The 16,686-nt window shown below is 41.7% G+C and carries 17 protein-coding genes; 3 read left to right on the top strand and 14 right to left on the bottom strand.

The features are described from left to right. Positions 1-50 precede the first annotated feature (50 nt). The 5 genes from ggt to U2718_RS22435 form a co-directional block, all read right to left on the bottom strand. Positions 51-1,976: a gamma-glutamyltransferase gene (ggt, locus tag U2718_RS22455; protein WP_342002398.1), complete on the bottom strand. Its 1,926-nt coding sequence runs from the start codon at positions 1,974-1,976 to the stop codon at positions 51-53. A gap of 18 nt (positions 1,977-1,994) precedes the next feature. Then, the gene (locus tag U2718_RS22450; protein WP_342002397.1) at positions 1,995-3,071 is read right to left on the bottom strand and encodes a 2-aminoethylphosphonate aminotransferase; all 1,077 of its coding nucleotides are present in this window, start codon (positions 3,069-3,071) and stop codon (positions 1,995-1,997) included. 116 nt (positions 3,072-3,187) lie between these two features. Further along, positions 3,188-4,378 (bottom strand): phosphonopyruvate decarboxylase, encoded by a 1,191-nt coding sequence (gene aepY, locus U2718_RS22445; RefSeq protein ID WP_342002396.1) that lies wholly within the window; start codon positions 4,376-4,378, stop codon positions 3,188-3,190. A 462-nt stretch (positions 4,379-4,840) separates the two neighbouring features. After that, positions 4,841-5,002 carry a hypothetical protein gene (locus U2718_RS22440; protein ID WP_342002395.1) on the bottom strand — a complete coding sequence of 54 codons (162 nt, stop codon included), beginning with the start codon at positions 5,000-5,002 and terminating at the stop codon, positions 4,841-4,843. Next, positions 4,995-5,228, bottom strand: a complete 234-nt coding sequence (locus U2718_RS22435) for a hypothetical protein (RefSeq protein ID WP_342002394.1) — start codon at positions 5,226-5,228, stop codon at positions 4,995-4,997. Before U2718_RS22435 ends, U2718_RS22440 begins: the two co-directional genes overlap by 8 nt. Before the next feature lie 172 nt (positions 5,229-5,400). Between U2718_RS22435 and U2718_RS22430 the strand changes: the two genes are divergently transcribed. Both U2718_RS22430 and U2718_RS22425 read left to right on the top strand, forming a co-directional pair. Then, the gene (locus U2718_RS22430) at positions 5,401-5,685 is read left to right on the top strand and encodes a hypothetical protein (RefSeq protein WP_342002393.1); all 285 of its coding nucleotides are present in this window, start codon (positions 5,401-5,403) and stop codon (positions 5,683-5,685) included. After that, entirely contained in the window at positions 5,682-5,927 is a 246-nt protein-coding gene (locus U2718_RS22425) for a PIN domain-containing protein (protein WP_342002392.1), read from the top strand. The genes U2718_RS22430 and U2718_RS22425 overlap by 4 nt, the downstream gene beginning before the upstream one ends. Positions 5,928-5,932: 5 nt before the next feature. Here U2718_RS22425 and aepX read toward each other — a convergent pair whose 3' ends face one another. The 5 genes from aepX to hpnJ all read right to left on the bottom strand — a co-directional run bounded on the left by aepX (position 5,933) and on the right by hpnJ (position 11,750). Beyond that, positions 5,933-7,591: a phosphoenolpyruvate mutase gene (aepX, locus tag U2718_RS22420; protein WP_342002391.1), complete on the bottom strand. Its 1,659-nt coding sequence runs from the start codon at positions 7,589-7,591 to the stop codon at positions 5,933-5,935. Positions 7,592-7,693: 102 nt separating this feature from the next. Continuing rightward, the gene (locus tag U2718_RS22415; RefSeq protein WP_342002390.1) at positions 7,694-8,440 is read right to left on the bottom strand and encodes a phosphocholine cytidylyltransferase family protein; all 747 of its coding nucleotides are present in this window, start codon (positions 8,438-8,440) and stop codon (positions 7,694-7,696) included. Positions 8,441-8,542: 102 nt separating this feature from the next. After that, the gene (hpnK, locus tag U2718_RS22410; protein WP_342002389.1) at positions 8,543-9,391 is read right to left on the bottom strand and encodes a hopanoid biosynthesis-associated protein HpnK; all 849 of its coding nucleotides are present in this window, start codon (positions 9,389-9,391) and stop codon (positions 8,543-8,545) included. A gap of 13 nt (positions 9,392-9,404) precedes the next feature. Beyond that, the gene (locus tag U2718_RS22405; RefSeq protein ID WP_342002388.1) at positions 9,405-10,265 is read right to left on the bottom strand and encodes a ferritin-like domain-containing protein; all 861 of its coding nucleotides are present in this window, start codon (positions 10,263-10,265) and stop codon (positions 9,405-9,407) included. Between the two features lie 33 nt (positions 10,266-10,298). Further along, positions 10,299-11,750 (bottom strand): hopanoid biosynthesis associated radical SAM protein HpnJ, encoded by a 1,452-nt coding sequence (hpnJ, locus tag U2718_RS22400; RefSeq protein ID WP_342002387.1) that lies wholly within the window; start codon positions 11,748-11,750, stop codon positions 10,299-10,301. Between the two features lie 620 nt (positions 11,751-12,370). Here hpnJ and U2718_RS22395 point away from each other — a divergent pair. Further along, positions 12,371-13,468, top strand: a complete 1,098-nt coding sequence (locus tag U2718_RS22395; RefSeq protein WP_342002386.1) for an amidinotransferase — start codon at positions 12,371-12,373, stop codon at positions 13,466-13,468. Between the two features lie 2 nt (positions 13,469-13,470). Here the strand turns inward: U2718_RS22395 and hpnI are convergent, their stop codons facing one another. From hpnI to U2718_RS22375, 4 genes are all read right to left on the bottom strand, one after another. After that, complete coding sequence (gene hpnI / locus U2718_RS22390) at positions 13,471-14,679, bottom strand: bacteriohopanetetrol glucosamine biosynthesis glycosyltransferase HpnI (RefSeq protein WP_342002385.1); 1,209 nt, start codon at positions 14,677-14,679, stop codon at positions 13,471-13,473. Between the two features lie 159 nt (positions 14,680-14,838). Continuing rightward, on the bottom strand, positions 14,839-15,558 hold the full coding sequence (locus tag U2718_RS22385; RefSeq protein ID WP_342002384.1) for a 2OG-Fe(II) oxygenase: 720 nt from the start codon (positions 15,556-15,558) through the stop codon (positions 14,839-14,841). Between the two features lie 192 nt (positions 15,559-15,750). Then, entirely contained in the window at positions 15,751-16,017 is a 267-nt protein-coding gene (locus U2718_RS22380; RefSeq protein WP_342002383.1) for a hypothetical protein, read from the bottom strand. A gap of 39 nt (positions 16,018-16,056) precedes the next feature. Next, on the bottom strand, positions 16,057-16,539 hold the full coding sequence (locus U2718_RS22375) for a hypothetical protein (protein ID WP_342002382.1): 483 nt from the start codon (positions 16,537-16,539) through the stop codon (positions 16,057-16,059). Positions 16,540-16,686: the final 147 nt, after the last annotated feature.

Here is a 16,686-nt window from a genome sequence, read left to right as displayed (position 1 = left end):
GCTCGTACAGCAATTAGTAGGGGCGGTTTTATTTTACGGACAAATGACTCCTAAAAGCCTCTGGGAGAACCTTCACCGCGAGGATCGGCTGCTCCTTCTAAAGTTTGCTGGGGTGTAACGACAATGGCGTTAATATTACCCCAAGGGCTTGTTTGTTGTTGAATTTTGTGTCCCCGACGTTGTAATTCTGCTAAAGTCAGAGCATCCAAAGTAAATGGTTCTACTCGTAATTCATCGGGGAGCCACTGATGATGGATACGGGGAACAGAAACAGCTGCGCCAGCATCCATGTTGTATGCAAGTATGTGGAGGATGACTTGCAGTACCTGGGTAATAATAGTTGAACCACCAGGCGCGCCTAAAAGTATGCGAAGCTGATTATTTTCTGTAACGATTGTTGGAGTCATGCTAGATAAAGGTGTTTTACGCGGCGCGATCGCATTTGCTTCATTACCCACCAAGCCAAAAGCATTCGGAACGCCCGGCGCAGCAACAAAATCATCCATTTCGTTGTTAAGTAAAATTCCTGTTCCTGGTGTGACGACGCCAGATCCAAATCCCAAGTTAACAGTAAACGTCAAGCTGACAGCATTGCGTTGCTCATCGACGATGTTAAGGTGGCTGGTTTGTGTAGACTCACGGGGAGGTGGGGAAACAAGAGGACGCGGGGACACGGGGAGTTGGGGAGGTGGGGAATTTATCATAAATACTCTCCGCGTCACCCTTACGGGTACTCTACGAGAAGCCGCCCGGAGGGCGTCTACGCCAGTCACCTGCGGAGGGAGATTCTGCCGCAGTGCTAGACTCACCGAGTCTGGTGCTCTTTGCGTCTTCTTCATAATGGCTGGCTTGACTTCACTTGCTGGTTTAGCCCTATTCATATCTATTTCTGCACGTCGGAGTTTGGCATAAGCTGGGCTAGTTAACTGTTGTACGGGAACTTTGACGAAATCGGGATCGCCTAAAAGTTGCGAGCGATCAGCATAGGCTATTTTCATTGCTTCTACCATCAGGTGGATGGCGTTGGGGTGATGCCAACCCCAAGACTTTAAATCGGTATCACCGATCATATTTAACATCTGCAATAAATGAACGCCTCCCGATGAAGGAGGTGGCATTGAGCAGACTTTAGCTTGACGAAAATTTCCACATACAGGAGTACGCCAGATTGGTTTGTACAACTTTAAATCTTGCAGAGTAATTAAACCACCTTTTTTTGCCATATCACCAGCAATGGCGCGAGCAATATTTCCGGTATAGAAACTGCGGGGATTGCGGGATATTTCTGTTAAAGTTCGTGCCAAGTCTCGCTGTACTAGTTTTTCGCCTGGCTGATAAAGTTCGCCATCACGAGTAAAGATAGCTCGTGCTGCGGGGTTGGTGAGAATTGCTTGCTTGCGATTTTCATATCCTGGGATAGAACGCCAAGTTGCGTCAGAACTGAGAATAAAACCATTCCTTGCTAGAGCGATCGCAGGTTTTACTAACTCTGCCCAAGGCAATTTACCATAGCGGCGGTGAACTTCATATAGTCCTGCTACTGTTCCTGGTGTCGCCACTGCTAAATAACCATTGATAGTTGCATTCGGACGTACCTTACCCTGAGCATCTAAATACATATTTCTAGTTGCTTTGAGGGGCGCGCGTTCACGGAAATCTAGAGCTTTGATTTCGCCCGTTTTGGCATCACGCAAAAGCAAAAAGCCGCCACCACCTATTCCTGCTGAGAAAGGTTCTACTACGGAAATTGCAAAAGTTGTAGCCACTGCGGCATCAACTGCATTCCCACCCTTGCGTAACATTTGCAATCCGACATCACTAGCTAGGGGATGTGCCGAAACTACCATCGCCTTTTTCGTGCGCAAAGGCAAAACAACTGTGGCAGATACAAGTTTTTGACTACCAAACAGCAATGTCCAAAAGCAAAGATAAAATACAAAGACTGAAAACCGCGTGTAACGGTAGAAAATACGCATTTGTATCAAATACAAGTTTTACGTAAGTATCACATGTTTTACCACAGCAAGAAAACGTTCTATATCTGTATGGGCGATCGCTCCCATTGTCGAGACTCGGAAAATAGATTTAGCTAAATCTCCCTGCCCTGCATAAATCACAAAGCCTTGTGCTTTCAATTTGTCGTGAAATTTCTCATAGCTCAAGCCTTCTGGCAAATAGTAGGCATTGAGGACAACAGACGAACTTTGTGCAGGAAGTAGGGGTTTAATTCCCATTGCCACTAATCCATGCCTTACCAAGCTAGCGAGTTCGTGGTAGTAAGCATGCCTAGAGAGCCAACCACCTATTTCTTCGAGTTCATTCAAAGCTTCTGCTAGAGCATAAAATGCTTGAACTGATTGGGTAAAGGGAGTAGCGCCTTGATCTTGTTCGCGGCAATAGGTTGCCAAATCTAAATATAAAGTACGTGGCGTAGTGTCTTTTGAAAGTAGGGCATCTCGCTGCACAACAACAAAAGATGTTCCAGGAATACCGTGCAGACATTTGTTGGCGGTGGCAGCACAAGCCGTAATTCCCCAACTTGCAAAATTTATTTCCTCACCACCAAAACTGCTCACTGCATCTACCAAAAGTTGGATATTACGTTCTTGGCAAATGGGGGCAAGTTCAGCTAAATTATTCAAACGGCCTGTGGTAGTTTCGTGGTGGACAACGGCAAGATGAGTAATGTCGTTATTTTCATCTAAAAGTTTGACTAAATCTTGGAGATTAATTTCCGCACCCCAAGAGTAGTGGAGTGTTAAATAATCAATGCCGTGAATCTTGGCAATTTTGGATAATCTTTCGCCATAGACACCATTTTCAATCACCAGTAACTTCCCGTTCCTTGGTACTAAACTCGCAATCATTGCTTCCATTGCTGCCGTACCAGAACCAGTGAGCAGAACTGCTGCAAAGCGATCGCTCTCCAAGGCATATACTTTTAGTAATTTTTCTCGAATTGTAGTTTGTAGCTCTGTAAATTCAACTTCACGGTGACACAAATCAGGACGCAACAAAGCATTTCTCGTGCGATCGCTAAGATTGACGGGGCCGGGATTAAGTAAAATCATGACTGGGGATTCCGTTGGTTCGGAATAATGTATTTTTTAACGCAAAGGAACACAAAGGTAAGCGCACAGGAACGCGGAGTTTTTGGACTCGAAATTTCAAATTTCACTAAAACTCCCTATCTTCCTTCTGCTTTCTCCTGAAAACCAATATGAGACATAAAACGTTGCAACACCGCTTCCGGAGATAGGTTAGGGCGCGGCAGATTTTCCAACGTTCCCGCCCGGATTTTCAAATGAGCGAATTTGGGACTAGAGTTATTATCTGCTGCAAACAAGGTATCTAGTAGTAAGGGGTCGTTTCCTGCTAAGGTTGTACTATAACCGCAGGCTTGAGCAATTTTGGCAAAATCAACGCCAGCAGCAACAGTTGCTTGAGTACCTGTAGAATCATGGGCTTCATTATCTAAGAGAATGTGGAGTAAGTTAGAACCGCCATAGGTACCGATGGTAGCAAAATTACCCATTCGCATCAAAGCAGCACCATCTCCGTCAATCACTACTACTTTTAGTTCCGGACGTGCTAAAGAAAGCCCCAAACCCAAAGAGGAAGCACAACCCATCGACCCTACCATGTAAAGGTGATTGCTGCGATCGCTACAAGCAAAAAGTTCTCGTCCCGTATATCCAGTGGTTGCAATTAATACTATATTTGACTGTTGAGTGAGTTCAACAATCCTCTCTATTGCTTGATAGCGGGAAGCACGTTGCTCTTTGTTGCCTGTAAAAAAGTTTTTCTGAGTCGAACTGAGATGATTTCCTGCATCGATGGAGGAACGAGTGGGAATAGAAGCACGTTTCAGAGCATGGGAAGCCACTGTTCCCTTACGCATAATCAAGGCGTAAGGACGACGTTCTTGGTTCATGTAGGCGTTGGCACGTTGTAAGACAGGTTCTATTTCTGCGGCTTGTTGAGGAAAGAATTCCCAAGGAACTGCCATTGTTTCCAGCAATTTATCTGTGATTTGCCCCATGAGTTCATGTTGTGGTTCATCTTTGAGTTGAGGATCTCCCCGCAGCGTACAAATTAACAGTAATGGAATTTGGAATGTATAAGTCAGAGAAGTCAGAGGGTTAACTGCATTGCCCAAACCAGAATTTTGCATCATCACTACGGCTTTTTTACCACCAATTGTTGCTCCTGCCGCAGTTGCTAATGCGTCTCCTTCGTTGGCTGAAGAGATATATGTAAGTTGAGTGTCGTTAATAACGTAGTTGATAAAAGGGGTAAGAAAGGAACAGGGTACACCTGCGTAAAATTCAAAGCCAAGCCTACGGGCAGCTTCTACAAATTCCTCTGCCTGAATCATTTTAGATAACAACTCCTGATCAAATCCAACCTTGAAGGTTGGTATTTCTCAAAAAATCTTATCCCTGTTTTGTGACTTTGACGCAAAGCTTCCAGTTGTTTCAACTGCTGTGATTGTTGTTCAAGACGAATTGAGGGCGATCGCTAAATGAAATGGAATATACCTCTGGCATTGCTTCCCATACGAGAGAACTTTGTTCGTTATTCTTGCATATTGTCTCGATGAAGCCGATTTTAGCTAAGTTGGGGATTTAATTGGCCAACTCGAAGGGTTGTGAGCACCTGTAGTTCTAGGAATAACGACCTTTTTACTGCAAAAGGTGCGATCCCACTCACGGGACTACGATTCTGTCCAATTCATTGTTAACCATTTATCACCGAACTTTTCATTAATAAGAGCGGTAATTCTATCTCCATAGGGTTCCGCATTATCTAGCAAATAAATAAAGACTTCTTGCCATTCTTATTCTTCATTCTCATCTAGATAGGATATATAGACTTTAATTAAATTTCTATTTACTGAAATCCCTAACTCCTTTAAAGCTACCTCAGCCCGTAGATGATTTTGATCGGTAATCGAAGACAGAGCGATCGCAAAAGAAGTATCTAAAAAAACTTCAGTCATTTTCAGACGAGACTTCTCTATACAAATACCGATCAACTTTCTCTGACCAATCTGGCTCTCCCTGTAACTGCAAAGATTTAGCAGTTTGAAGAAATGATTTGGGTTTTTGTTCGTTTGGTAAGATACTTTCAACGACAATCCGCACCCTCGTACCTACAGCTAAATTTAAGGGTGTTTCCAGTTGAAGGGCTGTGCCGTCAAATATGGCTTCGATCTCTTGAAGCATGATTTTTTTAGGTTGGGAACTGTGTTCAGTATAGCCTGACCATGATTATGGAGCTTGCAGGTAGTAGCTGGTATGATCGCCATTTTCGCAACAATAAGACGGTGATTGGAGAATGCGATCGCACTGTTCACAGCAGCAGTGATTTATTCTAGAAACAAAAAGGAACAAAAATATGCAAGCCTATAAACTAAACGCCACAATCGATGAATCAGGTCACTTAATTATTGACGAACTTCTGAATATTGCTCCTGGTAAGGTGGAAGTTATTATTTTACAGTCAGTTGAGACAGTTCCTAGTTCCCTAGAAACTTTAACAAAGTCACAGTCAGAGAAGCCAAAAAGACGAACGAAAATCAAAGCTTTACAAAACTGGTTTGAAAAAACCGCACCCCCACCACCTGATTTTGACCCAGACCAAGCAAAATGGGAATATTTGAGGGAGAAATATAATCTGTGAGAGTCCTACTCGACACCAACGTAATTTTAGATTACGTCCTAGAGCGACAACCCTTTTTCATCAATAGTGAGGAAGTTTTATCACTTGTGGAAGTAGGACAAATAGAGGGTTATATTTCGGCATCAACATTGAGTGACCTTTATTACATTATCCGTAAAGAAAAAGGTCGAGATTTAGCGCTTGAATTTTTAAGGGAAATAAACACCTTCTGTCGAGTTGCCACTATAACATTAATCACATGAGGGTATCATTTTTGTAATTGGAAAGCAAGGTCGAGATCATCTAAGGAATTAACATCTAGCCAGTGACCGCGAATATAAATTACTTTAATTGGCTTTCCTTGAGCAATTAAATAATTACATAAATCTGCCATACTCATACTATTAAAATCTGCTTGTGTTTGTAACTCATGAAGTGCTTCTTCTAACCATTGTCTACCCTGACTGCGGAAGCGCAACATCCCAACCCAGCGTCCATGAGACTGTTGATTTTGTGTCTGCATTGCTTTAGAGATTTGCAACAAATCAACATTTTGCCCAAACAAGGAAAGCTCATCTGGAGCTGAACAATAGGCATAGTCAGGAGAACCGCTCACTGATTTACTCTGCTTAACCGAATCGACGACAGTAACGATTTCTCCAGGACAGTCTAATAAATCTCGGAGGATGTAGCTTCTAAAGAGCAAATCACCGTAGACGACTAGCATATCATCGCTGAATTTGCCTTGAGCGCAGGCTAAAGAAGCTAATTCTCCAGTTGTTTCATACTCTGGATTGTGTATAACTTTAGTCCCAGGCACATCAATAGTTTCCGGCTTATAACCTGCAATAACAGTGACATTGTTAATAGCAAGTTTCTTAAATTTATCTACCAGATTTCTAAGCAAGGGTTTACCACCAATGGGTAGCATGACTTTGGGTTTATCTAGTGTTAAGCCGTGAAATTCCTCTCCTCTTGTAGCAGCGAGAACAAAAGCATGAGTAGGTTGGCGTCCGTCAGTGAAGTAGCGTTTTTCCGCTGCTTGTAGTTCGTCTGCTCCCTGTAACCGAAAAATTTCCTTGAGGGGAGCAATATGATCTTCGATATTGACTAAGGTTTCGCTCGTTTGAACTTCTTTGGCGATCGCTTCCATACTTGCAACGGCAGCACGAATCATGTGGTTTGCCCAAATTATCAAGCTAAATCCTGCTTGGCGAAAGACATCGGTTGGAGTGCTGTAATATTTGGTGGGGACAATAACCAAGGGAGAGCGCCCTGCCCACTCTTTGGCAAATGCTAGCACTTGATCGGGGCGAGATGATTTGCTGTGAATTAAAATTGCGTCTGCTCCTGCTGCATGATAAGCTTGTGCTCTACGTAGTGCTTCAGGTAAATCCCAGCCTGCAATTAGAGCTTCGACACGAGCAATAATGCAGAAATCTGCGTCTATTTGACTATCCTTACCTGCTTTGATTTTGCCGCAAAATTCATCGATGTCAGCTAAAGGTTGACGGCTGCCGTTGATAAAACTGTTGGTTTTTGGGAAAAGCTTATCTTCGATACAAACTCCCGCAATACCTCGTTGTTCTAACTTACGGACGAGACGCCGCATATTATTGAAGTTGCCATAACCCGTATCTCCATCTAACAAAATCGGAATTTGGGTGATGTCGGACATAAACTCTAGCATATCCACTATTTGTGTCCAACTAGCTTCATTATTGTCTCTAACACCAAATTGAGCAGACAAAGCTAACCCACTTGCCCAAATCCCTTTAAATCCAGCCTCTTCCACAATCCGGGCGCTAATCCCATTGTGGGCTTCCATGATAAATTCTAGTTGGGGCGATTCTAGTAATGTCCGCAGGCGAGTACACTTACTTGGTTTTGAGTCTGTGACAAGGGATGCAGAGATTTGGTTGATCATTGTTTTAAGGGATTTCCAAGAAATAAATTATCCAAATAAACAAACCGCTCCAGACACTGAGATACGGAGGTTTGTTGCGTTAGGTTGTTGAGTGTTTTTTATTCAGAAGTTCCCTAACTGAGGTAAAATCTCGTTCTCGGCACGTTTAATATCCTCTGGAAAATCAATTTCGAGCCAAGATAAACCGGTGATATCTTCGTACCCAAAAGCTTCTGGAGTTTCTAAAAGCAGATCCCGAATTAATTCTTCATAAGGTTCTTCATGTCGCTGGTTTGCAACATAGTGTTCCGCACGCTCGGCAAGACGCAGGGCAACTTCACTGTCAAACCGAAAGAATCCCACAGATTCACCTGCGAAGTCATATATTAAATCTGGGGCAATTTGTTTGCGAAACTCTACCAAGTAACCATCTTGAACACAAAGCTTGACGGGTTCTTCTCCTTGTTCAAAATCTCGATCCAACAAAAAAGAGTTGGGAATATTTGTTTTCACCAATCTTTCTAAGATGCGGCGATCATACAAAACATCTGCATCCATCAATAACAGATTATTGCCTGATTTAAGGTATTCCCGTAATGTCCATAGACTGATGATGCTTCCTTTGGTGTAATCAGGATTGTAAACACTACTAACCCAACTCTCTACTCCTAGAGCTTGAATTTGAGCCTGGATTTTTTCAGCTTGGTAACCCACAGCGATCGCTACTTCGTCTATCTGCAAATCGCGCAGATAGTTCAAATGGCGCTCTAATAGTGATTTGCCGTTAAAATTCAGCAAGCATTTGGGTTGGATTTGCCCGTTTATTCCCAAGCGTCGCCCAACACCAGCGGCTAATATTAATGCCTTCATTGTGAAAGTTACCAAGTGAACTAGAAAATCAAGAATTTTAGAATTTTACAATGACAGTCTCTAGCTGCATACAAGGTTTATTAACAATTTATTAATTAGTTCTTAATCTGAGTCAATGCGATCGCACAGAAAATAATAGTTAGTAAGTTCAAAGCCATGACTAGCAAATACTTCACGTACCCGACTGCTTAATAACGCCGCAAGTTCTGCTTCACCCACTCCTGATCGCTCTGGATGGCAATAAATCTCTACCAAATCTGCGTGGATTTGGGGTATTAATTCCAGCAAGTATTTTTCTGTGATCTTGCCAGTTTGTAGCAACCCATAAACTCTTGGTGTAAAGCTAACACCTTGAGATGCTAGCAATCTTTCACCGTAACGACGCAATCTACCAAATACTACTGACCAAACTAGTTTAGTTAATAGCTGACTACGGTTGTGCTTTAAATTTAGTCCTAGTTCCTCAGATGGCAGACGAATTGCTTTGATGTTAAACTCTGCTGCTAGGTCAGCTAATATACCCAGTACAACGGGATGCATATGCATATGCAAATGCCCATCGACATGGGAAAGTGGCAAACCAGTAGAGCGGAATTTTTCTAGTTGAGCGTGGATTTCCTGCCGTAGTTCTTCGCGGGCTTTCCTGACAAATTGATAGCGCAACCCAGCTAGTAGTGAATTCTTTGAAAAGTTACCTTGTTTATCAACCAAGTGAGGAATTTGCTGAGGTGGGAGGGCAGATCGTCCACACACTAGCACTAAATGCAGCCCAACTGCCAAGTTAGGGTGAGTGCGTGCTAAGGCAACTGCCTCATGAGTAGCATCGGCAGTCACCATCAGACTAGTACTAGTCAACACACCTTCTGTATGGGCTTTGATAATTGCTTGATTGACACCACTAGAGAAACCAAAGTCATCACCATTGATTATGGCGAATTTCTTTGCCTGCATATGTTTGTTATTTTTAAGGTTCTGATAATTGAGTTGTCGGGTTTGACTTTTGCCAGGGCATAATTTTGATAGTGCTTAATGCAATTTTGGCAAGGTTGGGTACTAGTTGGGGGCGTAGTAATTGTTTGTCAAATAGGCTCATTCGTCGGGTATTTTCTTGCAAACAAGTGGATAATAATAGTTCTGGGGTTAAATTATCCATTAAACTACTAGCACCAGTGGCAGTGAAACCCTCTTGTTTTTCTTCGTTAGAACCAGTAAAAGCTTGAATCTTGTCTTGCAGAGCTCTGTTGTAATGCCACAAAGCGTTAATTCCACGCCACCAATTGCTTTTACCTTCCTGAATTTGCTGATAAGTTACCCAATTCACGAAGAACATAATATGACGGGCTTCTTCAAGCAAAACTGCATCAAAGATTTCAAACAATGCTGCTGGGATGTAAGTTGCATAACGACGAGCAAGCCCGAATAAACCAAAAGCTAAGAAAGAATCGAGGCATTCACCAAAGCCAAAGTCAAGGAAGGCGGTTTTGAGATTACCAGGAAGTACAGGCTCAGGAGGTTGAGAAATCTCAATCTCGTAATGATTGATGAGAAAATTAATTAGTCTACCGTGGCGATTTTCTTCCATTCCTTGCAGAGCGATCGCTTCTTTTAATAAAGGATCACTAATTGTATCTGCAAAGGCATTCACCATAACTCCAGCTTCTTGCTCTGTATTAAGTGCCTCTTTCCAAAAGGGAATATTACGGAGGCTTATGAGGGCGACAGTATCAAGTTCTGGCCAAGAAAGTCGCTCAGGCTGGTAATCCAGATGACTTTCAATGAAGCTGTGGCAAAAGAGTTCTTTGTGTTCTTTGCTTCCTATTTTCATTTTCCTGAGTCATTTGTAACTAAGTAAAAATCACTAACCAATCACTGATTGTGCTTGAGTAGTTGCTCTGGTGTGACGCTCTTTGAGGTAGGCGAAAAATTCACGTCCTTCACGTAGGCGACGTACTAACATTTGAGGATCACTGAGCATTTCACCTACTATTGGAATAATGGCTCTCGGACGAAAGTAGAAGCGACGGTACATCACCTCAACTGCATCTTCAATTTCAGCAGCAGACAGATGGGGATATTGCAGCGTAGACATTTGAATTCCAGAGTTGGCAACTAGGGAATTGTTACTAAACCAACCCTGCTGTTGTGCTTGACGATAGAGTTCTGTTCCAGGATAGGGAGCAGCAATCGAAACTTGAATTGTATGAGGACTTAGATCGCAAGCAAAGCGAATCGTTTCCTCTATAGTTTCTTGAGTTTCATTGGGCAAACCAATAATAAATGTGCCGTGTACAGTAATACCAAGTTTGTGGCAGTTCTCCATAAACTTGCGTGCTACCTCAAGCTTGATACCTTTTTTAATTCCGTCTAAGATTTGCTGATTCCCCGATTCAAATCCTACTAATAGTAGGCGCAAGCCGTTGTCACGCAATTGTTTGAGAGTATCGTAATCTAAGTTAGCGCGGGCATTGCAACTCCAGGTAAGCTTCAATCGCTTCATGTGTTCGCTAATGGCGATCGCCCGCTGTTTATCAATTGTAAAGGTGTCGTCATCGAACATATATTCCCGCACTTTGTCGCCAAAGATGGCTTTAGCTTCTTCCATCTCGCGCCCAACCGCTTGGGGACTTTTATGACGATACAAGTGTCCGCCTATTGTCTGAGGCCAAAGACAGAAAGTGCATTTTGCCGGACAGCCTCGTCCAGTGTAAAAGGAAATGTATGGATGCAGCAAGTAGCCGATAAAGTATTTTGTAATATCCAGATCGCGGGCGTAAATCGGCAACACGCTGGGCATAGAATCCCAATCGTGAATTAACGGACGGTCTTCGTTGTGGAGTATATTACCATTGTGATCGCGATAGCTTAGACCTTTAATTTCCTGCCAAGGTTTGCCTACTGCCAGTTCTTTGCAGGTGTAATCAAATTCATGGCGACAGACAAAATCAACGATTGGGTTTTCACGCAGTGTCTCCTCTGGCAACACTGCTACGTGTGCTCCAATTAAACCAATTACTGTATCGGGGTTTTGAGCTTTGATTGCCTCAGCACACTTCACATCATTAGGTAACGAAGGTGTGCTGGTGTGCATAATAATTAACTCGTACTCTTTGGCAATTGCGAGTACATCTTCTACAGTTTGATTGTGTGGAGGCGCATCTACAAGCTTACTGTTAGGTACAAGAGCAGCAGGTTGTGCCAGCCACGTAGGATACCAGAAGGATGTAATTTCACGCTTGGCTTGATATCGGGAACCTGCACCACCGTCAAACCCATCAAAGGAAGGAGGGCTGAAAAACAAAGTTTTCTTCACTGGTATGTGTTCTCCGCAAGTTATGAATATTAAAAGACTCTGAAAAAGTTAAACAAAATATTCATATACGCTTATACATATTATCAGACATCACAGATACAATCCTAGACCATTTGTCAGATATATTAGCCGCTAATTTTGCACTAGAATAGTATCTTCTTATCATTAATAAAAAACTAAATAGAATCCTCTAAGTTTTTATTAAATTGTTAATATCTGCGACAAAATTCTTAATTATGCTCTGTAAAAGAAAAGAAAGGAAAAATTATGCTCATAGATGTTCTATGTCAACACATTTATCTATAAGATTTTTTAATTCAGTCAGAAAACTCGCTTTCATGCATATTTATAAAGTTGCAATTATATTTGACAACTATCCATAGGTAGGATTCTACAAGAAATTTCCTAATACCAATTATCTGTGAAGCTGCATATTATTTTGACCCCTCCCAACCTCCCCTTACCAAGGGGAGGTGCCGCAGGCAGTGGGGTTCTTTCTATGCGTCTTCAAATGAAAATGGTACAAGATGTTCGATAAAACATATTTCGCTTTACTGATTTATGACTAGGTTAAGGAAAATAAAATTATTGTAAGATGTTGCGAACTTACTGGTAAATTTATGACAGAAACTACAAATAGTAGTCCCAATCAAATTTGCCCTGTAAATTCTTACAATGAATGGGATAAACTGGAGGAAGTTATTGTCGGTCGATTAGAAGGAGCAACAATTCCTTCATATCACGTAAGTGTGACTCATAATATTCCTAAAACTACAGCCAAACTATATCGGTTTTTTGCAGGACGTCGTTATCCTAATTTTCTTGTTCAGCGTGCTCAAAAAGAATTAGATGAATTTATTCATATTCTAAAATCAGAAGGTATTATAGTCCGACGTCCAGAGATAACGAATTTTTCTGCTCGGTATAAATCTCCTGACTGGAAATCAAAAGGATTTTGTAGTGCTTGCCCACGAGATGGTTTTTTGGTCATAGGAGATGAAATTATTGAAACACCAATGTCTTGGCGTTCAAGATACTTTGAAATGTATGCCTATCGCTCACTATTCAAAGAATACTTTAAACAAGGTGCAAAATGGACTTCTGCTCCCAAGCCACAATTACTAGATTCACTTTATGACTCTAACTTTATACCACCTAAAAAAGATGAACCGATTCGATATGTAATCAATGAACTTGAACCTGTTTTTGATGCGGCAGATTTTGTGCGTTGCGGTCAAGATATGTTTGCACTCAAAAGTAATGTTACAAATAGCTTAGGAATTACTTGGTTACAAAGGCATTTGGGCGAAAAATACAAAATTCACGAAATTGAAACTGAATGCCGCACTCCCATGCATATTGATACCACTTTTATGCCATTAGCACCTGGTAAAGTATTAGTTAATCCCGAATATATTAATGTTAGTAAGTTACCAAAGATTCTGAAATCTTGGGATATATTAATTGCACCTGAACCAGATCCTATTCCTGGATTTGTCGTATCCATGTGCAGCAAATGGATCAGCTTAAATGTATTAATGCTTGATGAGAAAAGAGTGATTGTAGAAAAATCACAAGAGTCTATGATCCAAGCTTTAAAAAACTGGGGTTTTGAACCAATAAAGTGTTCTTTTCTCAATTTCGCACCTTTTGGTGGCTCTTTCCATTGTGCTACGCTAGATATTAGAAGAAAAGGAGAATTGCAATCATATTTTTAGCCTTAAAACTTTTCTTCTAATTTTACTAATAACTGTTCAGGCACCACTAATTTACCACCTTTAGTTAATTGCATTCGCTGTCCTCGCCACTCAATTGTATTGCCAACCAAGCAATAGCACCAAATTACAAAGTCAATCAGATCCCATATGGGGATAAGCCACAGAAATTTTTTGGCAGCAGAATCGTTGAGGATTTTCACACCTACAACCCAACCCATGATTAAGCGCATCATCCAAGTTATAAACATGACAATCCAGCCTAGTATTGATTCTCCTGTGGTAACTAGTAGTAACATACTGATGATGGTGCCGTAGGTAAAAATCAATCCGAGATAACCCCAAGGGCGAGAAATTCGCGCACAGCGCGCCCAACGAATTTGGCGATTGATGGAATCAACTAACTTGGTGGTTGCCAATATATGTTCAACTACATAATCGGAAAGTAAAACTTTGTAGCCGACTTGGGCTGGGAGATAACCAAGTTGAAAATCGTCTGCGAGATAATCTGCGATCGCCTCTAATCCCCCAATTTCTTCCAGTACTTGTTTGCGAATCACAATGGTAGAGCCAAGGGCAAATTTCATACCTTCTAGTCTGTTACTTACTAAAACGCCTGCATGGAAATCAGTCGCAGTGCCAATGGCTTCCAAAATTGTGAGCCATCCTTGTGCTGAAGAACGATACAGACAGGTAACGACACCTACTTCCTTAGCTTGGAAAGGTTGAATAACTCGTTGCAAATAGTCATTCGTGACTTTGATATCACTATCAGCAATCAGCAGAAATTCATATTTAGCAAAGGATACAGCATTCGCTAAATTGCTGACTTTCAAGTTTGTACCAATGGTGTGATCGCTAACTACTAACTGAATATCTATTTGAGGAAAGTCATCGATAATTTGCTTCACCACAGCAATACTACAGTCTTGCCAATCACGAACACTAAAAATAATTTGATTGGTTGGGTACTGCTGTTGGCAAAAAGAAGCCAAATTTGTGTAAGTATCGGCATCCAAGCCACAAAGAGGCTTTAAAACAGTAATGGGTGGGCAAAAATTTGTAGTAACAGGATGGGGATGTTTTAAAAATGTGATCGCTGCATAAATTGCATAAGCATAAAACCAAATAGCTACTAGACAAAGAACTAGCAGCAGAAACTGAATGATGGTTAAATTGAAAATGCTCAAGCAAGCAGGTTCAATAGTTCCCATTGAATAGGATACAAAAATGGTGGATGGCTAATACTTGAGTCGATAATTTGGACAGTATTTTGAATCAAACAAATGAGATTTAATACTGTATTAAATTTATTGTCATCTTCCACAAGTAATAAATTCTGCGCGTTTTGTTTTAATCTCTAGCTTAATTTCTTATGAAGAGCGAAACACCTGACGAAAACCAAAATAGGCGATCGCATCTTTCATATTGGAGACAAAACGATTTAGCGTACTCATGCGAGTATCGGTGACATATTCTAAAGTTAGGACAATGCGCTCTTCATTATTACCTAGAGGTGTGACTCGATGGTATAGTTTATCGCCGTTAAATAATACAAGCGTACCTGGAGTTAATGCTCGCGATCGCGTCTGTGTCTCCCGATTAGGTATATCGCGGTAAAGTTGATATTCCAACTTGCTTGTCGAGCGATCGACCAAGCCGAGCAACACTGTGTAGCGTTTTCCTTGATAATAAGAGGTATCGTAGTGATACTGGATGTGATCACCAAGTTCTGTATAGTAGTACAAAGCGTAAGCGTGGGGATCACTATCAGGACAGAAAAGAAGTTCTTCTGCTGTGATTTGCTTTAAGAATTCGGTTAAGGCAGGCAGTCGATACAACTCGCCAAAAGCCGGAGCCAGGTTATCTAGACTGAATTTGCTGATACTACCGCCCTTTTTATGGTTGGGAATATAGTTGCGGTTAATGACAGGTTGTAAAGATGGCAGTAGAGCGAGTAACTGTTCGAGGATAGTCTGAGGCAAAAAGTTTTCTACCACCAAGAATTCATTTTGAGCTTGATACTCAGCTTGAAGTTTTGGGCGATCGAGAAGTGTTGTAGCTTTATGGAGTTCAGTTTGCAGCTGCTCCATTGTTGGTTTGATGATATATTTTGCAGTCGTAATATAATTACATACAAAAGCCGACGCTGGCAAGTGTTAGCATTTTAGGTCGAATCCTACTTCTACACCTCCCACAATTGCTATGAATAGAAGTAGCCGTAAATGTTGATGAGAAATAGTTTCAGGTTGATCGTCTAAATTCGGAGGGCGTATCATGTTTTGTTACCTGCCCCGTGACTTCACGAGTAGTCCAAGCGAGCCAACAATAATGGCAATGACTAACAAGGCCACCAGATTGAATCGGATGCCAGATCCACTTGCATCATTCTGCCAACGCAAAATCCACAGCACACTATTGCCAATTTCAAATGAGGGTACGCGTAGAATGACCAAAAGTGCTGGCAGTCCCAGGAAAACGGCAATCAGCGTCAAAAAAGTTACTACAGTGAGAATTAACCACGTTTTCAGGTTTGATTCAATGCGCTTCATAGCATTGTTCACTCCATAAAGACTTCATCACTGCATGTATCAGGATGCTCCACTTGCGGAGACAGCACTTGTCGCATTCCATTCCTGTTTCCAACTTGACAGTACCAACCAAACCATAAACAGTCGAACGACCAGGGGAAAATTGTCTGGTAAATCAACGATCGCTCGCCGTGTCCAAGCATGTTCGGGTCGGACTACCCCAATCGTTTCTGCTTGTGAGAGCAAAAGAAATGTTCGTTTCCAGGATGATTTGGCTTTCAATTCATACTCTCTATCTGCGTAGTAAACCCAAAACACGCGAAATGGAGAAGTTTTTACTGCCTTGAGCAGGCGAGTGCCATCCTTCTCTAAAAAGAAGTTGCCGCTGAAAGAAGATTCCCGACGGACTTGGTAGCGATCGCCTTCAACGAGCAGTTCCCCAGTATTTGTCCAGGCAGCAAACTGGATTTCTGCGACTGATATGTCATCCTCAATAACCTCACAGTTCCAGGTGAACCAATGTCTTGGAACAGTCCTAAGCATCATTACCTCCAATTTCGTTGAAACTGCACATTGTCCGGTTCGACTGACTAGGGCTGTGTACTCTTATGTGACGCGATCGCGAATATATAAATAATTTCTTTCTGTAAATTTTTCTGAAATAAAATTATCTACTCAATTGACTATGAA

The sequence above is a fragment of the Chlorogloeopsis sp. ULAP02 genome (genome assembly GCF_038404745.2).
GTDB lineage: Bacteria > Cyanobacteriota > Cyanobacteriia > Cyanobacteriales > Nostocaceae > Chlorogloeopsis.
The sequence above is the reverse complement of the archived record's forward strand: the minus strand, read 5'-3'. Positions and strand labels throughout refer to the sequence as shown.

Excerpts from the sequence above, each read along its gene's own strand:
- U2718_RS22375 (WP_342002382.1), bottom strand. The coding sequence starts at position 16,539 with ATGCTTAGGACTGTTCCAAGACATTGGTTCACCTGGAACTGTGAGGTT.
- U2718_RS22430 (WP_342002393.1), top strand. The coding sequence starts at position 5,401 with ATGCAAGCCTATAAACTAAACGCCACAATCGATGAATCAGGTCACTTA.
- hpnI (WP_342002385.1), bottom strand. The coding sequence starts at position 14,679 with ATGGGAACTATTGAACCTGCTTGCTTGAGCATTTTCAATTTAACCATC.
- U2718_RS22395 (WP_342002386.1), top strand. The coding sequence starts at position 12,371 with ATGACAGAAACTACAAATAGTAGTCCCAATCAAATTTGCCCTGTAAAT.
- U2718_RS22380 (WP_342002383.1), bottom strand. The coding sequence starts at position 16,017 with ATGAAGCGCATTGAATCAAACCTGAAAACGTGGTTAATTCTCACTGTA.
- U2718_RS22405 (WP_342002388.1), bottom strand. The coding sequence starts at position 10,265 with ATGAAAATAGGAAGCAAAGAACACAAAGAACTCTTTTGCCACAGCTTC.
- aepX (WP_342002391.1), bottom strand. The coding sequence starts at position 7,591 with ATGATCAACCAAATCTCTGCATCCCTTGTCACAGACTCAAAACCAAGT.
- U2718_RS22440 (WP_342002395.1), bottom strand. The coding sequence starts at position 5,002 with ATGACTGAAGTTTTTTTAGATACTTCTTTTGCGATCGCTCTGTCTTCG.
- ggt (WP_342002398.1), bottom strand. The coding sequence starts at position 1,976 with ATGCGTATTTTCTACCGTTACACGCGGTTTTCAGTCTTTGTATTTTAT.
- U2718_RS22435 (WP_342002394.1), bottom strand. The coding sequence starts at position 5,228 with ATGCTTCAAGAGATCGAAGCCATATTTGACGGCACAGCCCTTCAACTG.
- U2718_RS22450 (WP_342002397.1), bottom strand. The coding sequence starts at position 3,071 with ATGATTTTACTTAATCCCGGCCCCGTCAATCTTAGCGATCGCACGAGA.
- aepY (WP_342002396.1), bottom strand. The coding sequence starts at position 4,378 with ATGATTCAGGCAGAGGAATTTGTAGAAGCTGCCCGTAGGCTTGGCTTT.
- U2718_RS22415 (WP_342002390.1), bottom strand. The coding sequence starts at position 8,440 with ATGAAGGCATTAATATTAGCCGCTGGTGTTGGGCGACGCTTGGGAATA.
- hpnK (WP_342002389.1), bottom strand. The coding sequence starts at position 9,391 with ATGCAGGCAAAGAAATTCGCCATAATCAATGGTGATGACTTTGGTTTC.
- U2718_RS22385 (WP_342002384.1), bottom strand. The coding sequence starts at position 15,558 with ATGGAGCAGCTGCAAACTGAACTCCATAAAGCTACAACACTTCTCGAT.